The sequence below is a fragment of the Paraburkholderia sp. SUR17 genome, from assembly GCF_029536165.1.
In the GTDB taxonomy this organism is placed as follows: domain Bacteria; phylum Pseudomonadota; class Gammaproteobacteria; order Burkholderiales; family Burkholderiaceae; genus Paraburkholderia; species Paraburkholderia kururiensis.
This window is the reverse complement of the sequence record NZ_CP120508.1, coordinates 960,841-976,068: the sequence shown is the minus strand read 5'-3', so window position 1 is coordinate 976,068 and position 15,228 is coordinate 960,841. Positions and strand designations below refer to the sequence as shown.

Annotated in this window: 14 protein-coding genes; 4 read left to right on the top strand and 10 right to left on the bottom strand. The window is 65.0% G+C overall.

Annotated elements, in window-relative coordinates; translation table 11 throughout:
• Positions 1 to 116: 116 nt before the first annotated feature.
• The 3 genes from P2869_RS04380 (at position 117) to tal (ending at position 3,359) form a co-directional block, all read left to right on the top strand.
• Positions 117 to 959: a MoxR family ATPase gene (locus tag P2869_RS04380; protein ID WP_277597571.1), complete on the top strand. Its 843-nt coding sequence runs from the start codon at positions 117 to 119 to the stop codon at positions 957 to 959.
• Between the two features lie 63 nt (positions 960 to 1,022).
• The gene (locus tag P2869_RS04375) at positions 1,023 to 2,198 is read left to right on the top strand and encodes a VWA domain-containing protein (protein WP_017774324.1); all 1,176 of its coding nucleotides are present in this window, start codon (positions 1,023 to 1,025) and stop codon (positions 2,196 to 2,198) included.
• A gap of 207 nt (positions 2,199 to 2,405) precedes the next feature.
• Positions 2,406 to 3,359 carry a transaldolase gene (gene tal / locus P2869_RS04370; protein WP_017774323.1) on the top strand — a complete coding sequence of 318 codons (954 nt, stop codon included), beginning with the start codon at positions 2,406 to 2,408 and terminating at the stop codon, positions 3,357 to 3,359.
• Positions 3,360 to 3,467: 108 nt separating this feature from the next.
• Here tal and P2869_RS04365 read toward each other — a convergent pair whose 3' ends face one another.
• The 6 genes from P2869_RS04365 to P2869_RS04340 all read right to left on the bottom strand — a co-directional run bounded on the left by P2869_RS04365 (position 3,468) and on the right by P2869_RS04340 (position 9,385).
• Positions 3,468 to 4,628: an FUSC family protein gene (locus P2869_RS04365; protein ID WP_277597570.1), complete on the bottom strand. Its 1,161-nt coding sequence runs from the start codon at positions 4,626 to 4,628 to the stop codon at positions 3,468 to 3,470.
• A gap of 240 nt (positions 4,629 to 4,868) precedes the next feature.
• Complete coding sequence (locus P2869_RS04360) at positions 4,869 to 6,419, bottom strand: sodium:solute symporter family protein (RefSeq protein ID WP_277597569.1); 1,551 nt, start codon at positions 6,417 to 6,419, stop codon at positions 4,869 to 4,871.
• Positions 6,416 to 6,655 (bottom strand): DUF3311 domain-containing protein, encoded by a 240-nt coding sequence (locus tag P2869_RS04355; protein ID WP_017774320.1) that lies wholly within the window; start codon positions 6,653 to 6,655, stop codon positions 6,416 to 6,418. Before P2869_RS04355 ends, P2869_RS04360 begins: the two co-directional genes overlap by 4 nt.
• 349 nt (positions 6,656 to 7,004) lie before the next feature.
• Positions 7,005 to 7,973, bottom strand: a complete 969-nt coding sequence (locus tag P2869_RS04350) for a spermidine synthase (RefSeq protein WP_126878461.1) — start codon at positions 7,971 to 7,973, stop codon at positions 7,005 to 7,007.
• Between the two features lie 256 nt (positions 7,974 to 8,229).
• On the bottom strand, positions 8,230 to 8,523 hold the full coding sequence (locus P2869_RS04345; RefSeq protein ID WP_277597568.1) for a hypothetical protein: 294 nt from the start codon (positions 8,521 to 8,523) through the stop codon (positions 8,230 to 8,232).
• Positions 8,524 to 8,845: 322 nt separating this feature from the next.
• Positions 8,846 to 9,385 (bottom strand): hypothetical protein, encoded by a 540-nt coding sequence (locus P2869_RS04340; protein WP_126878537.1) that lies wholly within the window; start codon positions 9,383 to 9,385, stop codon positions 8,846 to 8,848.
• Positions 9,386 to 9,890: 505 nt separating this feature from the next.
• Between P2869_RS04340 and P2869_RS04335 the strand changes: the two genes are divergently transcribed.
• Positions 9,891 to 10,175, top strand: coding sequence for a hypothetical protein (locus P2869_RS04335; RefSeq protein ID WP_277597567.1), 285 nt, complete (start codon positions 9,891 to 9,893; stop codon positions 10,173 to 10,175).
• Between the two features lie 207 nt (positions 10,176 to 10,382).
• On the opposite strand, the gene P2869_RS04330 is transcribed toward P2869_RS04335, so the two are convergent.
• The 4 genes from P2869_RS04330 to P2869_RS04315 form a co-directional block, all read right to left on the bottom strand.
• Positions 10,383 to 10,883 (bottom strand): DNA-deoxyinosine glycosylase, encoded by a 501-nt coding sequence (locus tag P2869_RS04330; RefSeq protein ID WP_199543990.1) that lies wholly within the window; start codon positions 10,881 to 10,883, stop codon positions 10,383 to 10,385.
• A 12-nt stretch (positions 10,884 to 10,895) separates the two neighbouring features.
• Positions 10,896 to 11,672 carry a chorismate lyase gene (locus P2869_RS04325; protein WP_277597566.1) on the bottom strand — a complete coding sequence of 259 codons (777 nt, stop codon included), beginning with the start codon at positions 11,670 to 11,672 and terminating at the stop codon, positions 10,896 to 10,898.
• Between the two features lie 76 nt (positions 11,673 to 11,748).
• Positions 11,749 to 13,647 (bottom strand): molecular chaperone HtpG, encoded by a 1,899-nt coding sequence (gene htpG / locus P2869_RS04320; RefSeq protein WP_277597565.1) that lies wholly within the window; start codon positions 13,645 to 13,647, stop codon positions 11,749 to 11,751.
• An 81-nt stretch (positions 13,648 to 13,728) separates the two neighbouring features.
• Complete coding sequence (locus tag P2869_RS04315; RefSeq protein WP_277597564.1) at positions 13,729 to 15,201, bottom strand: PLP-dependent aminotransferase family protein; 1,473 nt, start codon at positions 15,199 to 15,201, stop codon at positions 13,729 to 13,731.
• Positions 15,202 to 15,228: the final 27 nt, after the last annotated feature.

Here is a 15,228-nt window from a genome sequence, read left to right as displayed (position 1 = left end):
TCGCGCGAATGCGCAGGCGAACGCGCCTTTGAACGCGAGGTGAACAATATAGGAGCCCCGCCCAAGGCAACAGGGCATCTGACTTATACTGAATTTTTTTCGCCCAGGTAGCCGCCATGCGCTTCGAAGGCTCTTCTCACTACGTCGCCACCGACGATCTCAAGCTCGCGGTCAACGCCGCGGTGACGCTCAAGCGGCCGCTGCTCATCAAGGGCGAGCCGGGCACCGGCAAGACGATGCTTGCCGAGGAAGTGGCCGCGGCGCTGGACATGCCGCTCCTGCAGTGGCACATCAAGTCCACGACGAAAGCGCAGCAAGGCCTCTACGAGTACGACGCGGTCTCGCGTCTGCGCGACTCGCAGCTGGGCGACGAGCGCGTCAAGGACATCCGCAACTACATCGTGAAGGGCGTGCTGTGGCAGGCGTTCGAAGCCGATCGACCCACGGTGCTGCTCATCGACGAGATCGACAAGGCCGACATCGAGTTTCCGAACGATCTGCTGCGCGAACTCGATCGCATGGAGTTCTACGTGTACGAGACGCGCGAACTCGTGCGCGCCGTGCATCGGCCGCTCGTCATCATCACGTCGAACAACGAGAAGGAATTGCCCGACGCGTTCCTGCGTCGCTGCTTCTTCCACTACATCCGCTTCCCCGATCCGGCCACCATGGAACAGATCGTCGAGGTGCACTACCCCGGCATCAAGAAGACGCTGTTGCGCGCGGCGCTCGAAAGCTTCTTCGAATTGCGCAACGTGGCCGGACTGAAGAAGAAGCCCTCGACGTCCGAACTGCTCGACTGGCTCAAGCTGCTGCTCGCCGAAGACATTCCGCCCGACGCGCTGCGCTCGCCCGACAACCGCCAGATCGTGCCGCCGCTCGCGGGCGCGTTGCTCAAGAACGAGCAGGACGTGGGTCTCTTCGAGCGGCTCATCTTCATGAACCGCAACAACCGCTAAGGGTTGTGCCGCGACACAGCGGCCACGGGTTGGCCACGGGTGGGCCACGAACGGAGTTCCGGCATGCTGATCGATTTCTTCTACTCGCTGCGCGAAGCGAAGCTGCCCGTTTCGGTGAAGGAGTACCTCACGCTCATCGAGGCGCTCAAGGCGAACGTGATCGCGCCGTCGCTCGACGAGTTCTATTACCTCGCGCGCATGATTCTCGTGAAGGACGAGCAGTACTACGACCGCTTCGACGCGGCGTTCGGCGCGTACTTCCACGGCGCCGAGGCGAAGTCCGCGCTCGCCTTCGAGATACCCGACGACTGGCTCAAGAAGAAGCTCGATCGCGAATTCACCGCCGAGGAGAAGGCGCAGATCGAAGCGATGGGCGGGCTCGACAAGCTGATGGAACGCCTGAAGCAACTCTTCGACGAGCAGAAGGAACGCCACGAAGGCGGCAACAAATGGATCGGCACGGGCGGCACGTCGCCGTTCGGCCATGGCGGCTATAACCCCGAGGGCGTGCGTATCGGCGGCGATGCGGCGGGGCAGCGTTCCGCGGTGAAGGTGTGGGAGGCGCGCGCGTATCGCGACTACGACGACCAGGTGGAGATCGGCACGCGCAACATCAAGGTCGCGCTGCGCCGGCTGCGGCGCTTTGCGCGCGAAGGCGCGGCCGAGGAACTCGACCTGCCCGACACGATTCGCAGCACCGCCGCGAACGCCGGCTGGCTCGACCTCAAGATGGTGCCCGAGCGACACAACAACGTGAAGGTGCTGATGCTGCTCGACGTGGGCGGCTCCATGGACGATCACATCCGCCGCACCGAAGAGCTTTTCTCGGCGGCGAAGACCGAGTTCAAGCACCTCGAGTTCTACTACTTTCACAACTGCGTCTACGACTTCCTCTGGAAGAACAACCGGCGCCGCCACACCGAACGCACGCCGACGTGGGACGTGCTGCACCGCTTCACGCCGGACTACAAGCTGATCTTCGTCGGCGACGCGACGATGGGCCCCTACGAAGTGCTGCAGCCGGGCGGGTCGGTGGAGTACAACAACGCCGAAGCGGGCGCGGTCTGGCTGCGCCGGCTTGCCGACCACTTCCCGCGTTTCGCATGGCTGAACCCGGAGCCCGAGGGCCTGTGGCCGTACCGGCAGTCGGTCTCCGTGATTCGCGAAGTACTCGGTCAGCGCATGTATCCGCTCACGCTCGCCGGACTCGAAGCCGCCATGCGCGTGCTCTCGAAGTGACGCGGCACGGCGGCTGCGGTGTCAAAACAGCATCATCCGATTCGCCATAAAATAGCAGCGTAAAGCGGCGCCTCAAGCCATACTGGCCGACCCGGCAAACCCCGGTAAAACGCCGGTAAAACAACACGCAGCCCAACGCACCACCTAAGGCGGCCGTCCTTTCAACTCCTCTGGACCCCGGCGCTTACGCGCTTTTCAAGGCTCGACATGACTACCTCACTCGACCAGCTGAAACAGTACACGACCGTCGTCGCGGACACCGGCGACTTCCAGCAGCTCGCCCAGTACAAGCCGCAGGATGCAACCACCAATCCGTCGCTGATTCTCAAGGCCGTCCAGAAGGACGACTACAAGCCGCTGCTCGAAAAAACCGTGCGCGACCACGCGTCGAAGCCGGTCGGCGCGATCATCGACCACCTGCTGATCGCCTTCGGCACTGAAATTCTCAAGATCATTCCGGGCCGCGTCTCGACCGAAGTCGACGCGCGCCTTTCGTTCGACACGAAGGCGTCCATCGACAAGGCCCACGAAATCATCAAGCTCTACGAAGCGGCCGGCATTGGCCGCGAGCGCGTGCTCATCAAGCTCGCGTCCACGTGGGAAGGCATTCGCGCCGCCGAAGTGCTGCAGAAGGACGGCATCAAGTGCAACATGACGCTGCTGTTCTCGCTCGCCCAGGCCGCGGCCTGTGCCGAAGCGGGCGCGCAGCTGATCTCGCCGTTCGTGGGCCGCATCTACGACTGGTACAAGAAGGCCGCCGGCAGCAACTGGGACGAAGCAAAGGACGGCGGTGCCAACGACCCGGGCGTGCAGTCCGTGCGCCGCATCTACGCCTACTACAAGAAGTTCGGCTACACGACCGAGGTGATGGGCGCTAGCTTTCGCACCACGAGCCAGATCGTCGAGCTGGCCGGCTGCGACCTGCTCACCATCAGCCCCGACCTGCTGCAGAAGTTGCACGACAGCACGGAACCGGTGCAGCGCAAGCTGTCGCCTGAAAGCGCGAAGGGCGAGCAGATCGACCGCGTGCCGGTGGACGAGCCGTCGTTCCGCTTCCTCGTCAACGACGACGCGATGGCCACCGAAAAGCTGGCCGAAGGCATTCGCGCGTTCGCGGCCGACGCGATCAAGCTCGAGAAGCTGATCGAAGCGCTGCGCTGATCTCAGTCGCGCTCACGCGCGTCGGTGAGCGGATCACGGAGCCCTTCGCGGCGCCGTGATCCGTGCGATGCGGGAAAGCTGCTTCGTCAGCCCCGGCGCCGCTGAAGGTCACGAAGCCGCAGCGTGCCGCTCGATATTCCATTGCGGCTCCGTTTCCACCAGCAAGGCCCGCAGGCAATCGACCTGTCCGGCAATGCGTCGTCCGAGCCAGCACGGGCCCAATAGATCGAGTGAAGTACCGGCTAACGATCCGGCCTCCGCTGCGTTGCCCTCGCGTTCCGGCAGCCCGAGCGCCGGCGTATTCGCCATCCGCAGCCCTTTCGCCCCCGCAAACCGCAAGGCTCTCGCCATCGCGAGCAAAGCCGCTCTGACCTCCGGCGCATCGACGTTCGCCGCGCCTGCAAAGGCCGCGCGCGCAGCAGGCTCGGTCTGCCCGAGCGCCGCGGTGGAAAGCATCTCCAGCGCGCTCAAGAGCGAGCGATGCAACCGCTGGAGCTCTTCCAGCGTGCTCATCGGCACGCCGGTCTCCTTCGTCACGGACGGCATCAACGAGCGCAACTGCACGAGCCGCTTGCCGAGGCGCAGGAAGATCTGCACCTGGGCTTCGGCGTCAAGCGCTTCGCCGCTCATGATCTTCGCGTAGACGCGCGCGGACTCGCGCAGATTGTCCGCAAATCGATAGCGCCACGAGTACGTCGCATAGAGCGGCAGCGCAAACGAGAACGCGAGCGCGATCACGATGCCCACCAGCACGTTGAGCGTGCGCCAGAGGCCAACCGAGATCAGGTTGTCGCCGTGGCCCGCCACGATGCACATCGTGATGGCCGTGAGCAGCGCGACATAGGCGGGCTTGCCGATCGCGTAATAGCCGCACACGCCGGCCACGATCGACATCAGCACATAGGTGAGCGCAGGCGAGCCGATGGCGTTCGCCTGCAGGATCACCACGAGACCGATCACCGCGCCAAGCAGCGTACCGATGGCGCGCTCCGCCGCCTTCTTGCGGATATTGCCCTGGTGTTGCAGCCCGCCGATCACCACGAGCAGCGTGACCGAGGCCCAGATGCCGTGCGGCACGTTGATGCCTGTCGTCGCGAGAATGGAGACGAGCATCGCCAGTCCCACGCGCACGCTGTGAATCACGGCCGCATTGCGATAGCGGTAGTACGGCGACGTCACCGCGCGCCAGGCACGCGCCGCATGCGAGCGCGGCGAGCGGCGTCGCAAGGCTGCGGGGGAATGCGAACGGTCAGGATCGGATGAAGCCATGGATGGGCAATGCGCGTTATCGGGGGCTACACAGCAACGGAAATGCCGCGAGTCGCATGCACAAGCTGAGACGCAACACGAGGGCAGCACGCCACAACGAGCGGACGACAAGCAGCGCGACGCCCGTTATCGTGCACCGGAAAAACAAATGCCCGCAACCTTGCGGTGCGGGCATCGGTGTCAGCGCCTTGAAGCCGGCGCGCCGTCAGCGCGAGGCCAGCCTGAACACTACAAAGCAGCTCAGCTTTCGACCACGTCCAGATAGTCTTCGGGGCGCGTGCGGTCTTCAGCCTTCTTCACGCCTGCCACGTGGATCAGCACGCTCACCACCACGGCCACCACGAGGTTCACGATGAGCGACCACACGGCGGCATAGCCCGGAATCGCCATCCCGAACAGGTGCACCGTGAAGATGGAGCTGGCGAGCTTCAGCGACACCGCCATCCACGTGCCCGTCACGATGCCGACCGCCCAGCCGATCAGCAGGCCGCGATAGTCGAGCACGCGCGTGTAGAGACCGAGCACGATGGCCGGCAGCGTCTGGATGATCCAGATGCCGCCCAGCAGTTGCAGCTGGATCGCGTACGTGAGCGGCAGCCCGAGGATGAACGCCACCGCGCCCACCTTCACGATCAGCGAGACCAGCTTCGCGACGTTGGTCTCCTGCTCGTGCGTCATGTTGCGGTTGACGAACTCCTTGTGGATGTTGCGCGTGTAGAGGTTCGCCGCCGCAATCGACATGATCGCCGCCGGCACCAGTGCGCCGATGCCGATGGCCGCGAACGCGACGCCGACGAACCACGACGGGAAGAAGTGCAGGAACAGCGCCGGCACCGCGAAGTTCGGACCGAATGCCTTGAAGTACGGCGCGAATTCCGGCATGTCCTTCACGCCTGAGGCAAGCGCCATGTAGCCGAGCAGCGCGAGCAGACCCAGCACGAGCGAGTACGCGGGCAGCATCGCCATGTTGCGGCGAATGGTATTGCCCGACGACGACGAGAGGATCGCCGTCACCGAGTGCGGGTACAGGAACAACGCCAGCGCCGAGCCCACGGCGAGCGTGGCATAGGCGCTGAAGCCGTTCAGGCTCGCGGCATCCGGTGCCTTCAGCAGCAGCTTGGCCGGCGGCACGGCGCTGAAGATGTGGCCGAAGCCGCCCATCTGGGCCGGAATCACGATGATCGCAACGGCGATCGTGATGTAGATGAGCAGGTCCTTGACGATGGCGATCATCGCCGGCGCCCGCAGGCCCGACGTGTACGTGTATGCCGCGAGAATCGCGAACGCGATGATGAGCGGCAGGTCGCCGACAAAGCCCGTGGTGTCGAAGCCGAGCGCGCCGATCACCACTTCGATGCCGACGAGCTGCAGCGCGATATACGGCATGGTCGCCACGATGCCCGTCACGGCGACCGCCAACGCCAGCGAACGGCTGCCGTAACGCGCGTTGACGAAGTCCGCAGAGGTCACGTAGCCGTGGCGCTTCGCGATGCTCCAGAGCTTCGGAAATACCACGAACGCAAACGGGTAGATCAGGATGGTGTACGGCAACGCGAAGAAGCCCGTCGCGCCCGCGCCGAACACCAGCGCCGGCACGGCAACGAAGGTGTAGGCCGTATAAAGGTCGCCGCCCAGCAGGAACCAGGTCACGACGGTGCCGAAACGCCGGCCGCCCAGGCCCCACTCGTCGAGATGCGCGAGGTCGCCCTTGCGCCAGTGCGCCGCGACAAAGCCCAGGATGGTGACGCCGATGAAAAACAGAACGAAGACGAAAGTGGCAGTGAGGTTCATCGTGCGCCTCCCGCCGTGCCGCTACCCTTGCGCGCCTTGGTCTTGTGATAGACGAGCGCGGTAATCACAGCGCTGATCAGCACCCACAGCAGCTGATACCAGTAGAAGAACGGGAAATCCCACAGCGTGGGCTCGACCTTGTTGTACGAGGGGACCCAGATCATTGCGATCCAGGGAAGCACCAGCAACCAGAGCCACGCTTTGCGTGACTTGCTCGCGTCGGCGTCGTGTGCCATGACGTCTCCTTTTTCCTTTTATATTGAGTTGCCGCATCGCTTGGGGTGGGCAACCGTCCTGCAAGCGGATAGCCCGCGGGATACCCCGAAACCTGGACAGAGTATAGGAGCGCCGAACGGGCGGTCAAGCAGGGGCGACCCGGAGCGCCGCGCCGCGCGCGGCTTCCCGGGCGGGCGGCGGTAATTGAGGGCTTATCTTGCCGGGGACGGCGGCGGCCGGCCCGCGCGGGAGCCGATGAGGAGCCGATGAGGAGCCGATGAGGGGCCGATGAGGGGCCAACAAGGGGCCGATGAGCAGGCGGCGAGCAGGCGACGAACAGGTCGACGAGATCGGCCGCCAGCCCACGCGTCAAATGCTGAACGACGTGCCCGTTTGCCCCGTCGATTCGCGCAGGCCCTTTATCCACTTGCGCGCGGGCAGCCCGAGCTTCGCCTCGATCAGCTTCGCGCGCTGCTCCAGCTGCGCGTACGGCACTTCGAGCGCAGGGCCGGAGAACGCGAGCGCGATCCGGTTGCCTTCGTGCACTTCCGGCAACGCGACCACGCGGCCATCGAAAGCGGCCTTCAGATGCTTCATGTTGCGCACGAAGCTCGGATGGTCGCCGAACAGGTTGATGGTGACGACGCCCGCCTCTGTGAGGCACGCCCGCACCGCGCGGTAAAAGCCGACGCTGTCGAGCACCGGGCCACGCGCCGTGGCGTCGTAGACGTCAATCTGCATGGCGCCGATGGTGCCGTGGTTGGCGCGGTCGTTGACGAACTCCCACGCATCGCGCTCGTGCACGGTGAGGCGGGCGTCGTCGTGCGGCAGCGCGAACATGGTGCGGGCGGCCACCACCACGGCCGGATTCACTTCCACCGCCTCCACCTTCGCGGGACGCAGAAAGCGGTACGCGAACTTCGTCAGCGCCGCGGCGCCGAGCCCAAGCTGGACGATGCGCTTCGGCGTACCGAGGAACAGCAGCCACGCCATCATCTGCTCGGCATACTCCAGCTCGATGGCGTCCGGCTTGCTGAGCCGCATCGCGCCCTGCACCCATTCCGTGCCGAAGTGCAGGTAACGCACGCCGCCTTCTTCGGAAAACGTGACCGGCGCGAAGCGCGGCTTGCGCGGCGCCTCAATGAAATACGCGCTGTCTGCTGCGGTGTCGGCTGCGAGGGCGTGGCGCTGCATGCGCTTCGGGCGCGCCGTCTCGTGGCGCTTGCCGGCTTTCAGGCCCGGGGCCGCGATGGCGAGGCCGGCGCGGGTTTCGCGGCTGTCGCGAGTGGAACGGGAGGCGCGGGCCTCGGCGGAGGCGCGTTTGATGAGCGTGGTCATGAAGGAAGGCCGGGCTGAAGTGCCGAAATTTCAAAGGATCGAGAGGATAGCATCCGGCGGCCAGGCGCCCATTCTCAGGCCGCCGCGTCGGACGGTCCGCGTGCCCCGGCGCGCATGCCATCGCGGCACGGGTTCGGCTGCCGTCGCAGTGCGTCTGCGCCTGTGGCAAATCGAGCGCACCGTTGCGCCCACATCTGCCGATACGCCCGCTCCCTATTCGTAGCGAAGCGCGCGCCATCCATCAGCGGCGGCTGCGTCATGCGCGGCCGCAGGCTCGCACGTAACGCTGCAAGCCGACGCGCGTCGTGAGCCAGTTCAACGGCAAGCTGAACGGACTGTTCGTCGGTGGAAGCGGCGAGTTCGGCAAGCCCCGCGCAAGCTGGCTCAAGCCGCTCCGCCCCACCACCGAGCGGCCCCAACGCGTGACGACCGGTACGCCCATCCCCAGCGCATCGAGGCTCGTGGTGTGGCCGTTGTACGGAAACGTGTCGAGCGCTAGGTCGATTTCGCGATACGTCTCGAGATACTTGTTCTCGCGGACGGAAAGCAAAGAACGCGACGCGCCCGATATCGATGCAATGCGCCGCAAGCCGCGCCGCGAAGCACTCCCGCATCAGGCCCGGCGGCGCAATCAGAACCGGCCGCGCCTCGGGTACGGCGCGCATGACATGCGCCCACATCGCGAGCGAAGTGATGATCGAAATCGAACGCGGCAGCGGCAAGCGTCCCACGACAAGGCCAGATCGAAGTCGTATTCGCGGCCTCACTTCGGAGCACGGGCTGCCCGACGGCAACGAGCGGGCGCGCCCTGACGCCCTCGCCGCATCGGCCGGCCAGCCCAGCCGCTTACTTGCGCAACGCCGCGCGCGCTTTCAGCCCGGCCGGCGAAATTCGTTTTCCACCCAGCTCACCGCACTCGCCTTGCTCAGCTTGAAGTTCGGCGCCACCTGCACTTGAGCAAGCTGCTCGCCAAAGGCGTCCAGCGCGGTCAAGAGCGCGTACGGCTCGTCCTCGTCGGGAACGATATCCAGCGTGATCTCCAATTCGCCGTCGCCCGCTGCCGCCGCGACCGTCACGCTCTTATGCAACTGCGCGCGTAGTTGCTGCTCGTGCCGACGCAATACCTCCGAAGCAGTTTTCACCAGCGTATTGAACGCCGCGGTATCGAGCGGCTTCGGATCTTTCTTGTTGCGGCCCATGGTCCACGGGCCGACGAGCGCAGGCTCCTGCTCGCCGTCCTTGATCATCTCGACGGCCCAGCCATCGTCGTCCTCGTTCTTGATGACGCGCGCGGTCCAGCCGCCGTCGCGCCACAGACAGTCCTCGTGAACTGTTTCGGGCACGTCTGCGTCATGGCTTTCGGCTGCGGAATCGATGGCGCAGTCAGGTGATGGAAGAGACGTATTGGTCATTTCGGGCTCGCTGATTTCGTACGGCGCATTAGGCACAATGCATGCGATTCTACCTGCCAGGGCGCGCGGCAAACGCCGCGCTATGACGAACGGATAAGACACCGATGTTGCCGCGCCGCCGGATGACCCCTTGCCATACGATGCCCGCACACTGCTGAACGCAAGCAAGCAGCCGCATTACGCCGAAACCCATGTACGTAATGAATGCCGTTTTGCTCGAGACCTGCAATGACAGGCCCGTACCACCACAGGAATTCGACATGAATTGGCCGCGAAAAGCGAAATTCACCATTGCGGACAACACGCTTGGTTTTTGGTGACCGCTTTCCTAGCCTTTGCGCTATGGGGCGCAGACTCGATTTGGTACGGTCGGCCGGCGGCAACGCGTTGATACCGCGCAATACCGGCCCGATAAGCCTTATCGTGCATGGCTTGAATTGAGTAGCAATTGAGCCGTTCTCGTCCGCGTCGAAAATTCTGGTCCAATCAGAGAGAGGAGCGAGTCATGAACAAGACAACCAGCACACTGGTCGCAACCGGTATTGCGCTCATGTTGTCGGGTGGTGCTTATGCACAAGGCAACAACACGCTTGCGACCCCGACTACAAAGTCGCCGGCCGATGCAAAGAGCGGCTACGGCACGCCGGGTGACACCAGTTCGGACAGCGGTCGTGCGTCGCAGAACTCGAACCAGTCGAGTGCGACGAACACGGGTTCAGCGTTACCCTCGTTCGGTGTCAACAACACGCTGGCGACACCGACCACGAAATCACCCGCAGCCCACGATTAGCCACGGCGAATAGGCAAAAGCTTGCCGGTCGGGAATGCGCAAAAGCACGTCAGTGACTTAGGGACAAGCTCGAGAGGCCATGGGCGAAGACGCGGATGGCCGCCAGACACGCTATTCCCACGCGTTCCTGTTCGATCGAAAGATCAATGCCTGCACCCCTTGTACCGCGGGTGCAGGCATTCCCGCCCCATCAGCCCCGCGCTGCGCCTACTCCACCAACCACTTACGCAACGCCTCCCACGCCCTCAATTTCTGGGCATAGGGCACGGCCGCATAAGCCGGGCTGCTTGAAGGAAGCTTGACGAGATCGAGCGACGGGCGGCTCTCCGCCAGCGCCTGCATACCTATCTTTGCGGCAGTGCCGCCGTTGAATGCGACGGCGGCAAGATTCGGCAACCCTGCCACGAGCGCGGCAAGATCGTTCGTCGCATGATCGCGAATGTTGCTATCCAGACTGCCCTCCCGCCGCGCCTTCGCAATCACATCCCAAAGCCCGACGCGATGATCGAGCAGCGCTTGCAGCCGCTCGTCGTAATTCATGTGCGGCAACGCCTCGCCAATCACATCCCCCATCAAATGCCAAAACCGGTTCTGCTTGTGCGCGTAGTACTGCCCTTGCGCGAGCGACATCTCGCCAGGCAGGCTGCCGAGTATCAGCAGCCGCGTGTTGCTGTCCACGACCGGCGCAAAGCAGTGTTTGAGTGACATGGGATCGAGCGCTCAAGAACGGGGGCGCCGCTGCCGCAGCGACGATTCCATCGCGTCGCGAGACTCCAGTGCGCAAGGCTCATGGCTTGCATGCGGCACCAGCGACACAAACGGCACCGGCGGCACATCGGCCGCATGCAAGCCATGTGCTGTATGCGCCCGCGAAGCAACGTGATCGAGTGGACCGCGCCCGCGCGACGAATACACCCCGCGCGAGACAGCCGCCGTCATTGCATCGAGGTGCGCCCATAGCGCCGGCAGCATGCACTCGGTCACCATGAGCGGTGCGCCGTATCGCGTGAAAACCGAGCGCCGCGCGACCAGCGCGTGCGGCCGCAGCTCTTCGTCGCCCTGCGCCGCGGCCAGCCGATAGAGCGGATGCCGAGCGTTCACGCGGCGGCTCACGAGCGCCGATCGCGCCACGCTGCTGTCGCTGTAGAGCAGTTCGGCGAGCGGCCGCGTGCGCAGCCGCCGCATGGCCTGCCACACGCCAATGCTCGCGGCAAGCGGCGCGACGCTGTGCGCTGCGACGAACGGCACGCCATCGACAGCCAGCACGACCTCGCGCACCCACACGGGCGCACGCGGCGCGAGCCCAAGCGGAACATGCTCGTCGGACCACGGCAACGCCACGGCCTCGCGCGTCACGCGCACCGCCACCGTGCCGAGCGTGCGCAGATGTGCGGTGAGCGAACCACCGCGGGTGAGCCAGTCTTTCTGATGGGACGTGAAGCCGGGCATGGGCGCGACACGCCAGTGCGCGTCGGCAGCATCGAGACGAATAACCATGGCGGGCATTATAGGACGGGGCGCGGCACGGCCAGCGGCACGCCGCCCCGCTGCCCTGTTACCCCGTTTTACCCCCTTACCCCGCTCGCGCGATCAACAGCGCGTTCGTGCGCTTCACGAAAGCCGCCGGATCGTCGAGCGCGCCGCCCTCGGCCAGCAGCGCCTGATCGAAGAGCAGATGGCACCAGTCGTCGAAGTCCGCGCTGTCGGTGCGTAGTGCCTTCACGAGCGCATGCTCGGGGTTCACTTCGAGGATCGGATGGAACATGGGCGCCTGCTGGCCCGCTGCCTTCAGCATGCGCTGCAGGTAGCCACTCATCTCGCCCTCGTCGGCCACGAGGCACGAGGGCGAATCGGTCAGGCGGAACGTGAGGCGCACGTCTTTGGCCTTGTCCTTGAGCGCTTCCTTCATCTTCTCGACGAGCGGCTTGAGCTCGTCGGAGACCTTCTCCTGCTGCTTCTTTTCCTCATCGTCGAGCGCGCCCAGGTCGAGGTCACCGCGCGCCACGCTTTGCAGCGGCTTGCCGTCGAACTCGGTGAGGAACGAGAGCATCCATTCGTCCACGCGGTCGGTGAGCAGCAGCACTTCGATGCCCTTCTTGCGGAACACCTCGAGGTGCGGGCTGCTCTTCGCCGCCTGCCACGTGTCGGCCGTGACGTAGTAGATCTTCGTCTGCTCGGGCTTCATGCGGCCGACGTACTCGGCCAGCGACACGTTCTGCTCGGCTGAGTCGTTGTGCGTCGACGCAAAGCGCGCGAGCTTCGCGATGCGCTCGCGGTTGGCGAAGTCTTCGCCAATGCCTTCCTTGAGCACCTGGCCGAACTCGTTCCAGAAGGTGGCGTACTTCGCCTTGCCCTCATCGGTCTCGGCGTTGGCCAGTTCCTCAAGCATCGAGAGCGCGCGCTTGGTCACGCCCTCGCGAATCGCCTTCACGTCGCGGCTTTCCTGCAGGATTTCGCGCGACACGTTGAGCGGCAGATCGCTCGAATCCACCACGCCCTTCACGAAACGCAGATAGGCTGGCAGAAGCTGCTCGGCGTCGTCCATGATGAAAACGCGCTTCACGTAGAGCTTCAGGCCGCCGCGATGGTCGCGGTTCCAGAGATCAAACGGCGCATGCGCGGGCACGTAGAGCAGCTGCGTGTATTCGCTGCGGCCTTCCACGCGGTTGTGCGTCCACGTGAGCGGGTCCTGATGGTCGTGCGAAAGGTGCTGGTAGAACTGCGTGTACTGCTCGTCGGTGATTTCGCTTTTCGGACGGGTCCACAGCGCGCTCGCCTGGTTGACCGTGTCGTCTTCGTCCTTCGTGACCATCTCGCTCTTCTCGGCGTCCCATTCCTCCTTCTTCATGAGGATGGGCAGCGCCACGTGGTCCGAGTACTTCTGGATGATCGACTTGAGTTTGAAGGTGGAGAGCAGTTCGTCCTCGCCTTCGCGCAAATGCAGCGTGATGGTCGTGCCGCGCTGCTGGCGCTCGATGGTCTCCACCGCGAAGTCGCCCTCACCCGCGCTTTCCCAGCGCACGCCTTCGGCGGCCGGCAGGCCGGCGCGGCGCGTTTCCACCGTGATGCGGTCGGCCACGATAAAGCCCGAGTAGAAGCCCACGCCGAACTGGCCGATCAGCGCCGCGTCTTTCTGCTGGTCGCCCGAGAGCTTGCTGAAGAACTCCTTGGTGCCCGAGCGCGCGATGGTGCCGAGGTGCGAGATCGCCTCGTCGCGGCTCATGCCGATGCCGTTGTCGTCGATGGTGACGGTGCGCGCGGCCTTGTCGTACGAGACGCGGATGCGCAGGTTCGGGTCGTCTTCGTAGAGCGCGCTGTTGGCAAGGGCTTCGAAGCGCAGCTTGTCCGCCGCGTCCGAGGCGTTCGAGATCAGTTCGCGAAGAAAGATCTCCTTGTTGCTGTACAGCGAATGGATCATCAGTTGCAGAAGCTGCTTCACTTCTGCCTGAAAGCTCATGGTTTCTTGTGCCATGGTCGAATTTCCCTTCGGTTGCTGGTTTGGCCAGTGTCGTTGATCACGCGAGCGCCGAAATGGGGCCGGCGCCCGCTCTTTTCAAGAGGCCCGGCGCACCACGCTTTCCAGATAGCGATTGAGGAAGGCGGGCAGCGCCGGATCGCCGCAGTTGGCGACGTTGAAGCGCATCCAGGTGGAGGGCGACTGGTTCGGCGAGAACAGGCTGCCCGGCGTGAGCAGGAAGCCGGCCTCGTGCCCTGCCGCGGCTAGCGCGTCGGAATCCACGCCGGTGTCGGCCCACAGGAACATGCCCGCACCGGGCGCCGAGAAAAGCCGCAGCCCCGTCTTTTCCAGCATCCGCGCGGCCTTGTCGCGCACGCCGTCCAGCCGCGCGCGCAGGCGCTCCACGTGGCGCCGGTAGTGCCCTTCGGTCAGCACCTTGTACAACACGCGCTCGTTGAGTTCGGGCGTCGTCATGCCGACCAGCATCTTCTGGTCGGCCACGGCTCTCGTCACCGGCAGCGCGGCTGCAACGAATCCGACCCGCAGATTCGCCGCCAGCGTCTTCGAATAGCTGCCGAGGTAAATCACGCGCCGCAGCTGGTCGAGGCTCGCGAGCCGCGTGGCCGGATAACCGGGCGGGCACAGGTCGCCGTAGATGTCGTCTTCCACCACGATGAAGTCGTACGCTTCGGCGAGCCGCAGAATACGAAACGCCTGCGCCGCGGTGAGCGACGTGCCCGTGGGGTTCTGCAGCACCGAATTGACGACGAGCATGCGCGGCCGCCACGTCTGGACCAGCGTTTCGAGCGCGTCGAGGTCCGGCCCTTCGGGCGTGTACGGCATGCCGACCAGCCGCGCGCCCTGCGAGACGAAGCGGCCGAACATCTGGAACCACGCCGGGTCGCCCACCACGACTGTGTCGCCCGGCTGTACGTAGAGTCGCGCGAGCAGGTCGATGGCCTGGGTGATGCCGGAGACCAGCACGATCTGTTCCGGCGACGCGCCGATCTCCAGTTCCTCGAGCCGCGTCTGCAACTGCTGGCGCAGCGGCAGAAAGCCCTGCGGTGTGCCGAAGCCGAGCAGCTGGCCGCCGCTCTGGCGGCCCAGGGATCGCAGCGCGCCCGCAATCAGTTCGCCGTCCAGCCAGCGGTTGGGCAGGTAGCCGAGCCCCGGCCCTTTCTCCGGCCGCGTCGAGGTGTGCAGCATGTTACGCAGGAGCCACACCACATCGATGGTGCTCGGCGCCGGACCGGCGTCGGCAGCGTTCGCCGCGCCGCCCGCGGCCCGCCGCTCGCCCGTCACCGGCGCGATGAGCCGCTCACGCACGTAGAACCCCGAGCCGCGCCGCGAATCCAGATACCCCTGGGCGACGAGCCGCTCGTAGGCCTCCACCACGGTGAAGCGCGAGACGCCCTTGTCGAGCGCGAGCTTGCGGATGGACGGCATGCGCATGCCGGGCCGGAACACGCGTTCCTCGATGCGGCGGCGGCCCCACTGCACGAGCTGGTCGACGAGCGTGAGCGTGGCTGCGTCGTGGGGCGCGGGAATCTGGTCGAGCGGGACGGACATGGCGGCTCCAACTGTACCGAACATTAC

Coding starts and splice junctions, on each gene's coding strand:
- P2869_RS04315 (WP_277597564.1), bottom strand. CDS start 15,201: ATGTCCGTCCCGCTCGACCAGATTCCCGCGCCCCACGACGCAGCCACG.
- P2869_RS04355 (WP_017774320.1), bottom strand. CDS start 6,655: ATGGCACACGACGCCGACGCGAGCAAGTCACGCAAAGCGTGGCTCTGG.
- htpG (WP_277597565.1), bottom strand. CDS start 13,647: ATGGCACAAGAAACCATGAGCTTTCAGGCAGAAGTGAAGCAGCTTCTG.
- P2869_RS04340 (WP_126878537.1), bottom strand. CDS start 9,385: ATGACCAATACGTCTCTTCCATCACCTGACTGCGCCATCGATTCCGCA.
- P2869_RS04330 (WP_199543990.1), bottom strand. CDS start 10,883: ATGTCACTCAAACACTGCTTTGCGCCGGTCGTGGACAGCAACACGCGG.
- tal (WP_017774323.1), top strand. CDS start 2,406: ATGACTACCTCACTCGACCAGCTGAAACAGTACACGACCGTCGTCGCG.
- P2869_RS04335 (WP_277597567.1), top strand. CDS start 9,891: ATGAACAAGACAACCAGCACACTGGTCGCAACCGGTATTGCGCTCATG.
- P2869_RS04380 (WP_277597571.1), top strand. CDS start 117: ATGCGCTTCGAAGGCTCTTCTCACTACGTCGCCACCGACGATCTCAAG.
- P2869_RS04350 (WP_126878461.1), bottom strand. CDS start 7,973: ATGACCACGCTCATCAAACGCGCCTCCGCCGAGGCCCGCGCCTCCCGT.
- P2869_RS04365 (WP_277597570.1), bottom strand. CDS start 4,628: ATGGCTTCATCCGATCCTGACCGTTCGCATTCCCCCGCAGCCTTGCGA.
- P2869_RS04375 (WP_017774324.1), top strand. CDS start 1,023: ATGCTGATCGATTTCTTCTACTCGCTGCGCGAAGCGAAGCTGCCCGTT.
- P2869_RS04360 (WP_277597569.1), bottom strand. CDS start 6,419: ATGAACCTCACTGCCACTTTCGTCTTCGTTCTGTTTTTCATCGGCGTC.
- P2869_RS04325 (WP_277597566.1), bottom strand. CDS start 11,672: ATGGTTATTCGTCTCGATGCTGCCGACGCGCACTGGCGTGTCGCGCCC.